Origin of the sequence: Terrabacter sp. LjRoot27, from assembly GCF_964254175.1 — a bacterium.
Taxonomy (GTDB): Bacteria; Actinomycetota; Actinomycetes; order Actinomycetales; family Dermatophilaceae; genus Terrabacter.
The window spans coordinates 4,088,504-4,103,430 of the sequence record NZ_CAXUSS020000001.1 but is presented as its reverse complement, the minus strand read 5'-3'; the positions used below and the strand labels follow the sequence as shown (position 1 = coordinate 4,103,430).

Annotated in this window: 16 protein-coding genes; 11 read left to right on the top strand and 5 right to left on the bottom strand. The window is 71.8% G+C overall.

All coding sequences use genetic code 11. The annotated features are described in order from the left end of the window. Positions 1–31 precede the first annotated feature (31 nt). The 6 genes from ACSQ2D_RS18915 to ACSQ2D_RS18890 all read left to right on the top strand — a co-directional run bounded on the left by ACSQ2D_RS18915 (position 32) and on the right by ACSQ2D_RS18890 (position 4,783). Positions 32–748 carry a hypothetical protein gene (locus tag ACSQ2D_RS18915; RefSeq protein ID WP_435987454.1) on the top strand — a complete coding sequence of 239 codons (717 nt, stop codon included), beginning with the start codon at positions 32–34 and terminating at the stop codon, positions 746–748. A 10-nt stretch (positions 749–758) separates the two neighbouring features. Further along, entirely contained in the window at positions 759–1,538 is a 780-nt protein-coding gene (locus tag ACSQ2D_RS18910; protein WP_435987453.1) for a hypothetical protein, read from the top strand. Continuing rightward, entirely contained in the window at positions 1,535–2,302 is a 768-nt protein-coding gene (locus ACSQ2D_RS18905; protein WP_435987452.1) for a hypothetical protein, read from the top strand. Before ACSQ2D_RS18910 ends, ACSQ2D_RS18905 begins: the two co-directional genes overlap by 4 nt. Before the next feature lie 77 nt (positions 2,303–2,379). Beyond that, complete coding sequence (locus tag ACSQ2D_RS18900; protein ID WP_435987451.1) at positions 2,380–2,787, top strand: glyoxalase superfamily protein; 408 nt, start codon at positions 2,380–2,382, stop codon at positions 2,785–2,787. A 13-nt stretch (positions 2,788–2,800) separates the two neighbouring features. After that, positions 2,801–3,322 (top strand): hypothetical protein, encoded by a 522-nt coding sequence (locus tag ACSQ2D_RS18895; protein ID WP_435987450.1) that lies wholly within the window; start codon positions 2,801–2,803, stop codon positions 3,320–3,322. Between the two features lie 75 nt (positions 3,323–3,397). Beyond that, positions 3,398–4,783: an AAA family ATPase gene (locus ACSQ2D_RS18890; protein ID WP_435987449.1), complete on the top strand. Its 1,386-nt coding sequence runs from the start codon at positions 3,398–3,400 to the stop codon at positions 4,781–4,783. A 54-nt stretch (positions 4,784–4,837) separates the two neighbouring features. On the opposite strand, the gene ACSQ2D_RS18885 is transcribed toward ACSQ2D_RS18890, so the two are convergent. Further along, the gene (locus tag ACSQ2D_RS18885) at positions 4,838–5,221 is read right to left on the bottom strand and encodes a hypothetical protein (RefSeq protein ID WP_435987448.1); all 384 of its coding nucleotides are present in this window, start codon (positions 5,219–5,221) and stop codon (positions 4,838–4,840) included. Positions 5,222–5,454: 233 nt separating this feature from the next. Between ACSQ2D_RS18885 and pdhA the strand changes: the two genes are divergently transcribed. Genes pdhA through ACSQ2D_RS18870 form a run of 3 tightly spaced genes read left to right on the top strand, consistent with a single transcriptional unit; the run spans position 5,455 to position 9,074 of the window. Then, complete coding sequence (gene pdhA, locus ACSQ2D_RS18880; RefSeq protein ID WP_435987447.1) at positions 5,455–6,609, top strand: pyruvate dehydrogenase (acetyl-transferring) E1 component subunit alpha; 1,155 nt, start codon at positions 5,455–5,457, stop codon at positions 6,607–6,609. Then, on the top strand, positions 6,609–7,601 hold the full coding sequence (locus tag ACSQ2D_RS18875; protein ID WP_256794467.1) for an alpha-ketoacid dehydrogenase subunit beta: 993 nt from the start codon (positions 6,609–6,611) through the stop codon (positions 7,599–7,601). Before pdhA ends, ACSQ2D_RS18875 begins: the two co-directional genes overlap by 1 nt. A gap of 15 nt (positions 7,602–7,616) precedes the next feature. Further along, positions 7,617–9,074, top strand: a complete 1,458-nt coding sequence (locus ACSQ2D_RS18870; protein WP_435987446.1) for a dihydrolipoamide acetyltransferase family protein — start codon at positions 7,617–7,619, stop codon at positions 9,072–9,074. A gap of 71 nt (positions 9,075–9,145) precedes the next feature. Here ACSQ2D_RS18870 and ACSQ2D_RS18865 read toward each other — a convergent pair whose 3' ends face one another. Together ACSQ2D_RS18865 and ACSQ2D_RS18860 are read right to left on the bottom strand one after the other, a co-directional pair. Continuing rightward, entirely contained in the window at positions 9,146–9,967 is an 822-nt protein-coding gene (locus ACSQ2D_RS18865; RefSeq protein ID WP_435987445.1) for an oxidoreductase, read from the bottom strand. A 221-nt stretch (positions 9,968–10,188) separates the two neighbouring features. Continuing rightward, entirely contained in the window at positions 10,189–12,330 is a 2,142-nt protein-coding gene (locus ACSQ2D_RS18860) for an MDR family MFS transporter (RefSeq protein WP_435987444.1), read from the bottom strand. 65 nt (positions 12,331–12,395) lie between these two features. Between ACSQ2D_RS18860 and ACSQ2D_RS18855 the strand changes: the two genes are divergently transcribed. Continuing rightward, positions 12,396–13,004 carry a TetR/AcrR family transcriptional regulator gene (locus ACSQ2D_RS18855; protein ID WP_435987443.1) on the top strand — a complete coding sequence of 203 codons (609 nt, stop codon included), beginning with the start codon at positions 12,396–12,398 and terminating at the stop codon, positions 13,002–13,004. Positions 13,005–13,010: 6 nt separating this feature from the next. Here ACSQ2D_RS18855 and ACSQ2D_RS18850 read toward each other — a convergent pair whose 3' ends face one another. After that, positions 13,011–13,631, bottom strand: coding sequence for a TetR/AcrR family transcriptional regulator (locus ACSQ2D_RS18850; RefSeq protein WP_435987442.1), 621 nt, complete (start codon positions 13,629–13,631; stop codon positions 13,011–13,013). 97 nt (positions 13,632–13,728) lie between these two features. Between ACSQ2D_RS18850 and ACSQ2D_RS18845 the strand changes: the two genes are divergently transcribed. Then, the gene (locus ACSQ2D_RS18845; RefSeq protein WP_435987441.1) at positions 13,729–14,406 is read left to right on the top strand and encodes an NADPH-dependent F420 reductase; all 678 of its coding nucleotides are present in this window, start codon (positions 13,729–13,731) and stop codon (positions 14,404–14,406) included. Positions 14,407–14,451: 45 nt separating this feature from the next. Here ACSQ2D_RS18845 and ACSQ2D_RS18840 read toward each other — a convergent pair whose 3' ends face one another. After that, entirely contained in the window at positions 14,452–14,796 is a 345-nt protein-coding gene (locus ACSQ2D_RS18840) for a helix-turn-helix transcriptional regulator (RefSeq protein WP_435987440.1), read from the bottom strand. Positions 14,797–14,927: the final 131 nt, after the last annotated feature.

The window sequence follows — 14,927 nt, the reverse complement described above, 5'->3', positions numbered from 1 at the left end:
GTCGTTGCGGGTCTCGCGCGGGAGGTCGCGGATGGGCACGGTGCTGGAGCGGCTCACGGACCGCTGGGTCAGCGGCGGCCTCGCGCTGCTCGGTGTCCTGCTCGTCCTGCCGTCCCTGGTCTCGCCGACGTGGGAGATGGCGGTCGCCGACCGCGAGCACGGCTCGCTCCTGTCACGCCAGTGGGAGTGGAGTTGGGGGCGGGTCCGTGTGACCGGTCTCGAGGGGGTCGAGCTGCGCGACCAGTGGAACCTGCTCGGGCTCGCCGTCCTCGTGGTGCTCCTCGTCGCGGCGCTCGTCGGTGTCGGCGTCTGGGTCCCTCGCCGCGGCGTGTGGGGCCGCGTTGTCGCGCTCGTCACCCTCGGGCTGCTGGCCGGCCGGGTGCTGACGACCGTGTCCGACCGGGTGGGCCGGTCGCTCGGTGAGGTCGACCAGGGCGCGTCGGGCCTCACCGTCCGCACCCAGATGACGACGGCGGGGTCGCTCGAGACGGCCGCAGCCGTGGTGCTCGTCGTCGCGCTCGTGGTCATGGTGGCGTCCGCGATCCGGTCGTCGGGCGAGGCCGTGGTCCCGGTGGCGCCGGCCGGACCTCCGGCGGTCGGCTCTGCGATGGGCCGCACGGGGGCAGCCGGGCTGCGTCCCGTCGGTGAGCACCTGACGACCGAGCCCGTGTCGTTCGACGACGGTGAGTCGGCCCACGTCGACCGCGGGCGGGCGGATCCGGCGGCGACCACGGGGACGGGACGGTGACGGCGTGGGCGTGACGGACCTCCGGAAGCACGTAATCCCCGGACGGCTGACGGCCGCGCTCGTCGGGCTCCTCGGGGTGCTGCTCGCCCTGCCCACGCTCGTGCTGCCCACGCACGCGATCCTCCAGAAGCCGCCGGAGACGGCCGAGCCCGACGCGTCGCCGTTCCGGCTGTCCGTCTGGAGCTGGGGTCACGTCGCCGACACGACGGCCAACGCGGACGGCCAGGTCGACGTGGGCAACACGACCGGCCTCGTGCTCCTCGTCGTGGCACTGGCCGCGGGTCTCGCGGGCGTCGTCGCGTGTGCGTTGCGGGACGGCAGCGACGGCCTGGTCCTCGGTGCGGCCGGCCTCGCCTGGGCCGCGTCACAGGTGGTCGGCGGCCTGGGACGCAGGCTGGGAGTCGCGATCTCGGAGATCTTCGGCGACGGCGACCAGCTCGCGGTCGAGACCCTGCCCGCCGGCCATCTCGAAGTGGCGTCCGCCGTGCTGCTCGTCGTCTCCCTCGTGCTCCTCGTGCTGCGGCCCACGGTCGCGCTGGTGCGGTCTGCAGCCACCCGCGCCCGGGCGCTCGCCCGGCGTCAGGGGGCGCGCGACGAAGCGGCTGATGTGGGAGGCGGGGCCGAGCCGGCCGCGCCGCGCGTCGGCATCGCGACGATCCGTGACGTGCCCGGGGGGCCCGACCGGCGCGCCGCCACGAGGCGTGAGCACGCCGGCACGGGCGTCGGCTTCTCCGACGACCCCACCGACGACCCCACCGACGACCCGGACCGCTTCCGGCCGCCGAGATGACCGACGGCCCCGCCCACGACGCCGACCCGGCCGCCGGGGCGGGATGGCGTACGCGTGTTGCGGGGGTGGCGATCGGCGGCGTCGGCGTGCTGCTGGCGGCGTCCACCGCCGTGTGGCCGACGAAGGTCGTCGCGGTCCGCGTCCCGGAGGTCGGCGACTTCACGAAGGGCTACGAGCAGCTGATCTGGTCGTGGGGACGGGAGGTGGTCTACACCTCCGACGGCGTGCTGCTCGACGCGTTCTCCGGACCCGACCCGGTGCCGCGGCTCGTGCTCCTCGTCGTCGTCCTGGCGCTCGCCGCGGCCGGGCTGCTCCTCCGACTCGTCCGTGCCGGGCGGCCCGGTGAGCTCGCGTCGGCGGTCGGGACGGCGCTGGCGCTCGCGACGGTCGCCGGCTCCCTCGTGCAGCGGCTGTCGGTCGACGACCGCACGATCGGGCTCCAGCCGGGGCTCGTCGTCGTGACGACGACGGTCGGCTGGCTCGAGGTCGTGTCGGTCGCCCTGCTCACGGTGGCGCTCGCCGTCCTCGTCGTGCCCGTGCTGCTGCCCCGCGTGGCCGACTCGGTCACCGGCGCGGTGGCCGGCGTCGCGGCGCGGCTCCGGCAGCGTCACGCCCTGGTCGAGGCGACCCCGCCGCTCGTCGCCACCCTGATGGACCCGGGTCCGGTCGGCACGGGGCGGGCGCCTGCCGTCGGCTTCAGCGACACGCCCTTCCCGACGGGCACGGGCTCGGGGGCGCCCCCGCCGACCGACGGCGACAGCTGAGCGGCGGGTCCGGCCGTCCGAGAAAACGGGCCGTGTCCGGACCCCCACGTGTCGGTGGGCGGGCCTACCGTCTGGGCATGGACATGAAGCTCGAGCTGGTGGCCGTGCCCGTGACCGACGTCGACCGGGCCAAGGAGTTCTACGTCGAGAGGGTCGGTTTCGTCCTCGACCACGACCACACGGTCAGTGACGAGATCCGGTTCGTGCAGCTGACCCCGCCCGGGTCGGCCTGCTCGATCGCGTTCGGCAAGGGACTGACCGAGATCGTCCCCGGCGGCCTCGACAACCTCCAGATGGTCGTCGCCGACGCCGACGCGATCCGCGCGGAGCTCGTCGGTCGCGGTGTCGAGGTCTCCGAGGTCGACGAGCAGCCGTGGGGGCGCTTCGTGCACTTCAGCGACCCCGACGGCAACCGCTGGTCGCTGCAGGAGCTGCCCGCCTGGTCCGCCGGGGCCGGTGGCGACGGCGCGGACCCCGAGGCCTGACGTGCGTCGCGTCGTGACGCCCCTGCTGGCGGTCGGTGCGGCGCTGCTCGTCGCCGCGATGGTCTGGCCCACCGAGCACATGACGGCGCAGTCCCCGGCAGGCGCGATGGTGCCCCTGTTCGACATCTGGCTGTGGGGACGGGTCCGTCCACTCACCGAGGTGTCGTCCACCGAGGTCGAGGGCTCGGTTGCGGTGCTGGTCGCGCTGGGAGTCGCGGCGGCGCTCGGCGTCGGGGCGGCCGTGCTGTGGCTCCGGGTTCCCGGGCGCCGAGCCGGTCGTCGGCAGATCGGGACGGTCGCCGCGGTGACTGTCGTCGCCGCGATCGCGACGGCTGCAGTGGCCCTCAGCGTGGACGTGGGGAGCTTTGGCTGGTTCTCCCCGGGAGGGCCACCGAGCTTCACACGCACAGTCGTCGCCATGTTCCCGGCTGTGGCCTTCGCGCTGTGGGCCGTGGCGCTCCTCGTCATGGTCGCCGTCCTGGTCCGTCGTCGGGGCGGCGCGGACGAGGCTCCTGGGGAGCCGACACCGGCCTGAGCAGAGCCTGACCCGGTCGCTCCGAAGCGAGGCCAGGCGCCCCCGGGTGTCGCACGTGCCGCCTACGGTCGACGCATGCTCACCGCCGTTGCCGTGTCCGGCTACCGCTCGCTGCGCGACGTCGTCGTGCCGCTCCACGGCCTCGACGTCGTCACGGGCGCCAACGGCAGCGGCAAGTCGAGCCTCTACCGCTCGCTCCGGCTCCTCGCGGGCTGCGGCCGCGGCGACGTCATCGGCACGCTCGCGCGCGAGGGTGGTCTCCAGTCCGCGCTGTGGGCCGGGCCTGCGACGCTCGGGGGCGCCCGTGACCGGGGCCACGCGGTGCAGGGCACGCGGCGCAAGGGCCCGATCGGACTCCGGCTCGGCTTCGCCTCCGACGACTTCGGCTACCTCGTCGACCTCGGACTGCCGCAGCAGTCGACGGGCAGCGAGGCAGGGACGCCGTCGGCGTTCCTGCGCGACCCCGAGATCAAGCGCGAGGTCGTCTGGGCCGGGCCCGTCATGCGCCCGGGCTCGGTGCTCGTGCGGCGCCGCTGGGGTGTCGTCGAGACGAGAGCGTCGGGCGGGGGCGACGACGGCTGGGGGGCGGAGTGGGGACCCGACGACGCCGACGCCGCCGAGTGGGAGTCCGACCCGGTCGAGGCGCCCGGCTCCCGAGCCGGGTCACGGTCGGCCGCCTACCGGTCGTCGGGCGCGCCCGATGCCGCAGCCGTCCGACGCGCCGAGCGGCCGGGCTGGACCGAGCTGACCCGCTCGCTGCGCCCGTGGGAGAGCATGCTGACCGAGCTGGCCGATCCCGAGCGCGCGCCCGAGCTGCTCCGGGTGCGGCGGATGATCCGTGGCTGGCGCTTCTACGACGGCTTCCGCGCCGACGCCGAGGCCCCGGCCCGGACTCCGCAGGTCGGCACCCGCACGCCCGTGCTCGCCGACGACGGCCGCGACCTCGCCGCCGCGCTCCAGACGATCCGCGAGAACGGCCGCTCCGAGCTCGACCGAGCCGTCGCCGACGCCTTCGACGGGGCGATCCTCGAGGTCACCGTCGACAGCGGCCGCTTCGACGTCGAGCTGCACCAGCCCGGCATGCTGCGACCGCTCACGGGTGCCGAGCTGTCCGACGGCACGCTGCGCTACCTGCTCCTCGTCGCAGCCCTGCTGACGCCCGACCCGCCGTCGCTCATGGTCCTCAACGAGCCCGAGACGTCGCTGCACCCCGACCTCCTCCCACCGCTCGCGCGCCTCGTCCGTGCCGCGGCCGAGCGCAGCCAGGTCATGGTCGTCTCCCACTCGGACGCGCTGATCCGCGAGCTCGCCGTCGTCGATCCCGACGACGAGGACGAGGTGCCGGTGGGTCTCGGCTCACCGGCCCGCGGCATCACCCTCGTCAAGGACCTCGGTGAGACCCTCGTGCAGGGCCAGGGGCTGCTCACGACGCCGGCCTGGACGTGGGGCACCCGGCGCTGAGCGCGCCGGCGAGCGTGACGCGAGCACCCGGCATACGCCATCGCTCGCGACGGCTCAGGGGGTGACGGTGTCGGCGCGGCGGTCCGGTGACTGACCAGGGTCCACGGGCCCGGCGCTGCGCCGGATCCGGGAGGTCGCGAATGTCGTCCACGCGGCCGCGACCAGCAGATAGCAGGCAAAGGTGCCGACCAGCCAGCCGAACTGGTCGTAGATGCCCCGCCCGGCCAGGTAGAGGAAACACAGGGCCATCAGGACCTGAGGGATGGCCAGAGCCGGGTAGAGCTCGGCCCAGGCGAGCGTCGTCCGCCAGGTCGGCAGGTCCGTCCGAGGTCGGCGCCCCTTGACGGCCGCGAGCACGAGCTCGCGCCGGGTCCGTCGAGGCAGTGACCACCAGGCCCGGCTGATCGCCCAGGCGCTGCTGCGGTCCGGCGCTCCCATGTCTCCCCTGCCTCGTCTGGTCGGGCCATCCTCGCACGGGCGCTGCGGGTTGGCGGGGGCACGACCGTCCCGCATTGTGAGATTCGCAGGGCTCTCCGGTAAGTTCCGGGTCGAGGACCAAGCACGTGTCCGTCGTCACGAACGGCGGCCCTGCGCCCCCAGAAGCCGACGAGCGGGTGACCCCCGTTTGCGGGCCGAACGAGTAGGCCGGTCTCACCGGCGAAGGAGCCCCAGTGAGCGACAAGGTTGTCGCCGAGCTGCAGGAGCCGACCCCCGCGGTCGGCGACGGTGGCCCGGACATGATCCAGCTGCTGACCCCCGAGGGTCAGCGCGTGTCCCATCCCGACTACGACAAGTACGTCGCGGACCTGACGCCCGAGGACCTGCGGAGCTTCTACCGCGACCTCGTCCTCATCCGCCGGCTCGACGCCGAGGGCTACGCGCTCCAGCGCCAGGGCGAGCTCGGTCTGTGGCCCAGCCTGCTCGGCCAGGAGGCCGCCCAGGTCGGCTCCGGGCGTGCGCTGAGGCCCCACGACTTCGTCTTCCCCACCTACCGCGAGCACGGCGTCGGCTTCGTGCGCGGCATGGACCCGCAGAGCTCGCTGCAGCTCTTCCGCGGTGTCAGCCAGGGTGGCTGGGACCCGCAGGAGAACAACTTCCACCTCTACACGATCGTCATCGGGGCGCAGGCGCTGCACGCCACCGGCTACGCGATGGGCGTGCGGATGGACGGCAACGTCGGCACCGGCGATCCCGACCGCGACACCGCGGTCATCTGCTACTTCGGCGACGGCGCCTCGTCGCAGGGTGACGTCAACGAGGCGTTCGTCTACGCGGCGAGCTTCGACGCACCCGTCGTCTTCTTCTGCCAGAACAACCAGTGGGCCATCTCCGAGCCCGTCGAGAAGCAGACCCGCATCCCGCTCTTCCAGCGCGCCCGCGGCTTCGGCTTCCCCGGCGTCCGCGTCGACGGCAACGACATCCTCGCGACGTACGCCGTGACGCAGCACTGCCTCGACGAGGCCCGCAACGGCAACGGCCCGCTCCTCATCGAGGCCTACACCTACCGCATGGGTGCGCACACCACGGCCGACGACCCGACGAAGTACCGCGTCTCGGCCGAGGTCGAGGAGTGGAAGTTCCGCGACCCGATCCTGCGCCTCAAGACCCTCCTCGCCCACGAGGGCATGGCCGACGAGGCCTTCTTCGCGCGCATCGACGAGGAGGCCGACCAGTTCGCTGCCGAGCTGCGCGAGGGCTGCGTCACGATGGAGACGATGGCCGGCGAGACGATGTGGGACCACGTCTACGCCGAGGACCACCCCGTCATGGAGGCGGAGCGTGCCGCCTACCTCGCGTACAAGGCGAGCTTCGAGGAGGCGAACTGATGGCCGGCCAGCTCGAGAAGGTCACGCTCGGCAAGAGCATCACCAACGGCCTGCGCAAGGCCATGGAGGCCGACCCCAAGGTCGTGCTCATCGGTGAGGACATCGGCAAGCTCGGTGGTGTCTTCCGCATCACCGAGGGCCTGCAGAAGGACTTCGGCGAGGACCGCGTCATCGACAGCCCGCTCGCCGAGTCCGGCATCGTCGGCACCGCGGTCGGCATGGCGCTGCGCGGCTACCGCCCCGTCTGCGAGATCCAGTTCGACGGCTTCGTCTACCCGGCCTTCGACCAGATCGTCAGCCAGGTCGCCAAGATGCACGCCCGTGCCCTCGGCGCGGTCAAGATCCCGATGGTCATCCGCATCCCGTTCGGCGGCGGCATCGGCAGCCCGGAGCACCACTCCGAGAGCCCCGAGGCCTACTTCGCCCACACCGCGGGCCTGCGCGTCGTCGCGTGCAGCAACCCCGAGGACGCCCACTGGATGATCCAGCAGGCCGTCGCCTGCGACGACCCGGTGATCTTCTTCGAGCCGAAGCGCCGCTACCACGACCGGGCCGAGTACGACACGACCGCGACCACCGCGCCGCGCGGCCTCTTCGAGGCCAACGTGCTCCGTGAGGGCACCGACGTGACGCTGCTGGGCTACGGCCCCGTCGTCAAGACGATGCTCGAGTCCGCCGCTGCCGCGGAGGCCGAGGGCACGAGCATCGAGGTCATCGACCTGCGCTCGCTCTCGCCGCTGCCGATCGACACCATCGTGACGTCGGTCCGCAAGACGGGTCGCCTCGTCGTCGTCCAGGAGGCGAGCAGCTTCCTCGGCATGGCGTCCGAGATCTCGGCGCAGGTCACGGAGCAGTGCTTCTACGAGCTCGAGGCCCCGGTCGTCCGCGTCGCCGGCGCCAACATCCCCTACCCGCCGAGCCGGATGGAGGAGGAGTTCCTCCCCGACCTCGACCGCATCCTCGACGGCGTCGACCGCGCGCTCGCGTACTGAGAAGGGCTGCCACACATGGCAATCAAGACGTTCAACCTGCCCGATCCCGGTGAGGGTCTCGTCGAGGCCGAGATCGTGGAGTGGAAGGTGTCGCCCGGCGACACCGTCAAGGTCAACGACATGGTCCTCGAGATCGAGACCGCCAAGTCGCTCGTCGAGCTGCCCATCCCGTGGGCCGGCACCGTCAAGGAGCTGCTCGTCGAGGTCGGCCAGACCATCGACGTCGGCACGCCGATCATCTCCATCGACGACGGCAAGGGCGGCGACGACGCTCCCGCCGCCGCACCGTCGATCCCGGGCGAGAAGGCCGCCCCCGCCGAGGGTGCCGCCGGTGGCGGCTCCGAGGCGATCCTCGTCGGCTACGGCGCCAAGGCGGGCGCCACGGCCCGTCGCGCGCGCAAGGGCATGGCTGCGGCTCCGGTGGCTGCCGCCCCGACCGAGACCGAGCAGGTCGCGGCTGCCGCACCGGTGGCCGAGGCTGCCGCTCCGGCTCCCCGGGTCGAGTCGCCGGCGCCGTCCGTCACCGGAGGTGCCACCGGCGGGCGGCCCAAGGCCAAGCCGCCCGTGCGCAAGCTCGCCAAGGACCTCGGCATCGACCTCGCGTCGGTCACGCCGACGGGCGCCGATGGCATCATCACGCGCGACGACGTGACGAACCACGTGAGCGGTGCCGCCGTGAACGGCGTTGCGGCACAGGCCGACTCGGCCAGCGCCGCCACCACGCCGGTGACCCCGCGTATGCCGTTCGGCGCCGGTGAGCGCGAGGAGCGCACACCGATCAAGGGCGTTCGCAAGATGACCGCGCAGGCGATGGTCGGCTCGGCCTTCACCGCCCCGCACGTCACCGAGTGGATCACCCTCGACGTCACGAAGACGATGGAGCTCGTCGAGCGCCTCAAGGGCAACCGTGAGTTCAAGGACGTCAAGGTCACGCCGCTGCTCGTGCTCGCCAAGGCGCTCGTCCTCGCGGTCAAGCGCAACCCGGGCATGAACGCGACGTGGGACGAGGCCGCCCAGGAGATCGTCCAGAAGAACTACGTCAACCTCGGCATCGCCGCGGCGACCCCGCGCGGTCTGATCGTCCCGAACATCAAGGACGCCCACGCCATGACGATGCTCGAGCTGGCGCAGGCCATCGGCCGGCTCACCGCCACCGCTCGCGAGGGGCGCACCCAGCCGGCCGAGATGTCGGGCGGCACGATGACGATCACCAACGTCGGCGTGTTCGGCGTCGACAGCGGCACCCCGATCATCAACCCGGGGGAGTCGGCCATCGTGTGCTTCGGTGCGATCCGCAAGCAGCCGTGGGTCGTCACGGATGCCGAGGGCAACGACGAGATCGCCATCCGCCACGTCACGCAGCTCGCGGTGAGCTTCGACCACCGTCTCATCGACGGTGAGCTCGGCAGCCGCTTCCTGTCCGACCTGGCCGCGATCCTCGCCGACCCGGCGCAGGCCCTCGTCTGGGGCTGACCCACCAACCGTCGAAAGGCCACGAACCGGTTCCGGTTCGTGGCCTTTCGACGTCGGGAGGGTGTGTCGGGTCAGCCGGAGAGCGCCCGCCGCATGACGGCGTCCATGGCGCGGTCCGGCAGCAGCCGGCGGGCCGTGACGATGGCGCGCGCGCCGCGCCCGGCGGGGTAGCGGGCGGCCGGGTTCGCGGCCTCCAGCGCCTTGAGGTCCTTCTCGGCGACCGCCTCGGGGCCGGAGCTCATCCGTGGGGTGTCGACCCGCTCGAACATGACGGCCATCCGGCGCGCGAGGTCCTCGTAGACGGTGCCCACCGACTGCTCGACCATGCTCTCGCGGGCGATGGTGTTCCACTCCGAGATGATCGGGCCGGGCTCGACGATGACGACGTCGATGCCGAAGGGTGCGAGCTCGATGCGCAGGCTGTCGCTGAAGCCCTCGACGGCGAACTTCGTGGCGTGGTACCACGCGCCGAGCGGCTCGTAGATCTTGCCGCCGATGCTGGAGATGTTGACGATCCGGCCGCGGCGCCGGGTGCGCATGTGCGGTGTCACGAGCTGGGTCAGCCGCGCGAGGCCGAAGACGTTGACCTCGAACTGCCGCCGCGCCTCGTCGATCGGCACGTGCTCGACGGGCCCGTAGGAGCCGTAGCCGGCGTTGTTGACGAGGGCGTCGATCTGCCCCTGCTCGGTGATGATGCGGTCGATGCCGGCGACCATCGACGCGTCGTCGGTGACGTCCATGGCGAAGGGGATGATGCCGCGCGACTCGAGCGCGGCCATGCGCTCGACCCGGCGGGCGACGGCGTACACCGTCCACCCGGACTCGACGAGGTGGACGGCGATGGACTCGCCGATGCCGGAGGACGCGCCGGTGACGAGGGCTACCTTGCTCATCCCGACACCGTATGCGGTGTGGTCGGCACCCGATGGGGCGGCCACCTCCCGGCGTGGCCCGGCCGGACGGCATACGCCCCCACCCCTCGACCGTCGAGAGGTCACGCCCGGCCGCCCGGACGCAGCCGAGAGGCCAGCTCTCGTGACGAGAACTGGCCTCTCGATGTGTCGGAAGCGGCCAGGCGGCCTCTCGACGGTTCAGGTCGGGGAGTGGGACGCGGTCAGCGCACCGACGCCTCGGCCTGCTCGGCGACCCTGGCGTTCTGCCGGTCGACGAGGTAGGCGGCGGTGAGGTCGTCACCGACGGCGGAGAGGAGGCGGATGTCGACCGCCTCGTGGCGCTCGGCCACGGTCGGCTCGACGGTCGTCATGACCGTCCGGGCGTCGCGCTCGGCCACGGCCGTGGCGAGCTCGCGCTTGAGCGCCTCGTCGAGGATGCCGCCGGGCACCTTGGCCCGGGCCGCGACCTCGACGGCGAACCGCTCGGTCTCGGCGGCGAGCGTGGCGTCCTCGGTCGTCAGCATCCGCGACGTGCGGTGCAGCAGCGCCGCGCCGGCGTCGAGGTCACCCTCACCGAGCCGCGTCACGGCCTGGCTCAGGAGCGGACGGTCGCCGCGCAGCGCCGAGTCGGCGAGCAGGCCGAGGCGCAGTCCGAGCAGACGCTCGTGCGTACGCGTGTTGCCGGCCTCTCGGCCCAGGGGCACCTTGAGCTCGTCGTCGGGCGCCGACTGCGACATCGTGTCGAGCAGCTCGATGCCGGCCTCGTCGGGCGTGTGCACGGTGTCGCGCAGCGGCACCTCCTTGATGAAGAGGGCGGCGAGCAGGGCGAAGGCGAAGGGCACGAGACCCCAGACGAACACCGTGTGCAGCGAGTCGGCCAGGCCCTGCTGGACGCCGGTCGCGATCTGCGGCGGCAGCGTGGCGAGGGCCGCCGGGTCGAGCACCGAGCCGGCGCTGATCTCCTGGCCGGACGCCTGCATCTGCTGGACGACCGAGGCGGGCAGGTGCGAGGCGATGTTGCCGGCGAGCCCGCTCGTCATGATCGTGCCGAAGACCGCGGTGCCGACCGTCGAGCCGACGTTGCGGAAGAACTGCGTCGACGCCGTCGCGACGCCGAGGTCCTTGCGCTGCGAGGAGTTCTGGATGATGAGCGTGAAGACCTGCAGCGCCATGCCGAGGCCGACGCCGAAGACGATCATCGAGAGCGTGAGGTCGAGCTGGCTCGAGCCGTAGTGCAGCTGGGTCAGCAGCCAGAAGCCGACGCCCATGATGAGGATGCCCGCGATGGTCTGGAGCTTGTAGCGACCGGTCTTGGTGATGACGAGTCCGGAGATGATCGACAGCCCGATCATGGCGACGGACATCGGCATGAGGATGAGGCCGGAGTTCGTGGCCGACGCGCCGAGCACGCCCTGGGCGTAGACCGGCAGGTAGATCATCGCGCCGAACATCATGACCGAGACCATGAAGGCCGCGATGTTGGAGAGCGTGAAGAGCGGGCTCTTGAAGAGGCGCAGCGGCAGCACCGGCTCGACGGCCCTGCGCTCGATGGCGATGAAGACGCCGAGCAGGACGATGCCGGCGGCATACATCCCGATGATGGCGGGGGACCCCCACGCGAGTGTCGTGCCACCGAGCGAGGTCGGCACGAGGAGCAGGATGAGGGTCATCGACAGCGCGGCGATGCCGGCCTTGTCGACGACGGTCTCGCGCGGCGTGTGCTCGAGGTGGAGGAAGCGGCTGATGCCGAAGAAGGCGAAGACGCCGACGGGCAGCGTGATGAAGAAGAGGTAGCGCCAGCCCCAGTTGTCGGTGACGAAGCCGCCGACGAGCGGACCGAGGATCGAGGCGAGCCCGAAGACGCCGCCCATGAGGCCCTGGTACTTGCCGCGCTGACGCGGCGGGATGATGTCGCCGATGATCGTCTGCGACAGCGGCATCAGCGTGCCCATGCCGGCGCCCTGGATGGCGCGGGCGGCGATGAGCCACCAGAAGTTCTGGGCGAAGCCGGACAGGATCGAGCCGGCCATGAAGACGACGAGACCGCCGAGGTAGAAGCCGCGGCGACCGTAGAGGTCGCTCATCTTGCCGACGATGGGGACGGTGATCGCGCTGACGAGCATGGCCGCGGTGGCGAGCCACGAGTAGTGGTCGATGCCGCCGAGCTCGGCGACGATGCGCGGCATGGCCGGGCCGACGATGGTCTGGCTGATCGACGCCACGAGCATGCCGAGCATGAGCGCGATGAAGATGTTGCGGGTCGGGCGGTCGAGTCCGGGCGCCTTGGTGACGGTCGCCCCGCTGGCTGATGCGGTCGCGGTGTCGGTGGCTACCCCCTGGGTCTTCTGTGGCATGTTCTCCACCGTACGCCGAAAGTGCAGTCACTGCAAAATTGCAGTCCATGCAGTGAACGTGTCACGATGAGGGCATGAGCACGGACCTGCTGACCGACGAGTCGTGCGGCCTGCGTGAGCGCAAGAAGCGCGAGACCCGCCGCGCGCTCAACCTCGCCGCCCTCGACCTCGTCGAGGAGAAGGGCTTCGCCGCCGTCACGACCGAGGAGATCGCGGCCCGGGCCGGCGTCAGCGCGCGCACGTTCTTCAACTACTTCCCGTCCAAGGAGGCCGCCGTCATCGGCACGACGGCCGAGGAGCTCGAGTCGTATGCCGCCGCGCTGGAGCAGGACGTCGAGGGCGAGACGCCCCTCGAGTCCCTGCGCCGGATCCTCGCCGGCATGCTCGCGCCCGCGTCGATCGACCGCGAGCTGCGCGCCCGACGTCGCCGCATCCTGCTCGGCGAGCCGTCGCTCGCCCCGGCCCTCGTCGGCAACAACATCCGCATCGAGAACGCCCTGACGGGGGCCCTCGAGCGGCGTCTCGGCGCCCAGCCGGGCTCCTCGCTCGAGGCGCGCCTGACCGTGGCCGTGGCGATCGCGGCCGTCCGGGCCTGCATCGAGCACCAGCAGAACGGCGGCTCCGGACGCCTCGAGCGCAACATCGACCAGGCCTTCGACCGCATCGCCGCCGGCCTGCGCTGAGCGGCCTCAGTGCGTGGTGGTCGCCGCGCCCCCGGTCGCTCCGCTCGCGGTCGCTGCGTCCACGAGCGCTGCGCAGACGAGCGCCTCGGCCGCGGACCTGGCCGCGCGGGGAGCGTCAGGGCGGGCGTCGAGCGAGCCGCTCGCCAGGCCGCCGTCGAGGAGCAGTGTCAGCGTGCGGGCCAGGCCGTCGGGGTCAGGAGTCCCGGCGTCGGCCGCGAGCCCGCGGACCCAGTCGCGCACCGAGTCCTTGTGGGCGAGGGTGCGGGCGTGGATCGCCGTGCCTGGCTCGTTCTCGGCCGCGGCGTTGATGAAGGCGCACCCGCGGTAGCCGTCGCGCCGGCAGGCCGTGTCGAGGGCGTCGAAGAGCCCGACGAGCTGGTCGGCGGGTGCCGGCCCCGCCGCCTCAGCGGCGGCGTGCAGCTGGCCCGACCATGTCGTGTCGACGACGTCGAGGTAGGCGAGGACGAGGTCGTCCTTGGCGGGGAAGTGGTTGTAGAAGGTCTGCTTGGCGACCCCGGACTCGGCGATGATCCGGTCGACCCCGACCGCGCGGATGCCGTGGGCGTAGAAGAGCCCGAACGCCGTGTCGAGGATCCGCTGCCGAGCTGCGCTCGCTGTCCGTGCCATGGGTCCATCGTACCTTGCGAGTAGACAGATCTGTCTGCTACGGTCCGAATCAATAGACAGATCTGTCTATTTCTGTCTCGACCCCCAAGGACCTCCCATGCGTTACGCAGTTCTCGGCACCGGCTCCGTCGGCCGCACCATCGCCGCCCGTCTCGACGAGCTCGGCCACGCGGTCACCATCGGCACCCGTGACCCGGCGAGCACCCTCGCCCGCACCGAGCCCGACCAGATGGGCAATGCCGCCTTCGCCACGTGGGCGACGGCCCACCCCGGCATCGCGCTCGCGACCTTCGCCGAGGCGGCCGCCTCCGCCGAGGTCGTCGTCAACGCGACGAGCGGCGACGCCTCGCTCGCGGTGCTCGGCCTCGCCGGCGCCGACGCCCTCGCCGGCAAGGTGCTCCTCGACATCTCCAACCCGCTCGACTTCTCGGCCGGCATGCCGCCCACCCTCTTCGTCAAGGACTCCGACTCGCTCGGCGAGCAGATCCAGCGCGCCTTTCCCGAGGCCAGGGTCGTCAAGTCGCTCAACACGCTGACCGCCGAGCTCATGGTGCGACCGGCCTCCCTCCCCGAGGGCAGCAGCGTCTTCGTCTCCGGCGACGACGCCGACGCGAAGGCGGCCGTCACCGCGCTGCTCACCGAGTTCGGTCACGCGGACGTCATCGACCTCGGCGACATCACCACCGCCCGCGGCACCGAGATGCTGCTGCCGGTCTGGCTGCGCCTCTGGGGAGCCCTGGGCACGCCGATGTTCAACTTCCGCATCGTCCGCTGACAGTGGGTGCGAGTGATGGCGTCGGTGGTGAGGTTGCCGGCATCGTCACTGGATGTCGCGCTCGCGCACGGGGGTGAGGCGAGGCGAGGCGTCGGTCATCCGCAGTCGCGGGCGTCGCCGGGCGAGATCGATGAAGTCGCCGACGCGCAGCCCTGCCTCCAAGGGGTGTCTGAAGCGCACCTCGCGTCGGACCACGTAGCGGTTGCGCCGCCCCTCGCGGTGTCGAGTGATGACGTGTGCCTCCTCGAGGTCGGACACGATCTGTTGAACTGACCGCTCGGTGATCCCGATGGTCGATGCGACCTCCTTGAGGAGCATGTCGGGGTCGTCCGCCAGGCAGACCAGAACGTGTCCGTGGTTCGAGAGGAAGGTCCATCCTTTCCTGCTCATGTCTCGACGGTAGATCCGGCTCGGGGCCATGGCTGGAAAAGGCGAAGAGGGCTTCGTCACACGTGCCCATGGAACGTGGAGTTCGTCCCCTTTTGAGGTCCGGAACGTGTCTGGTTCCGTTGATTGTGACC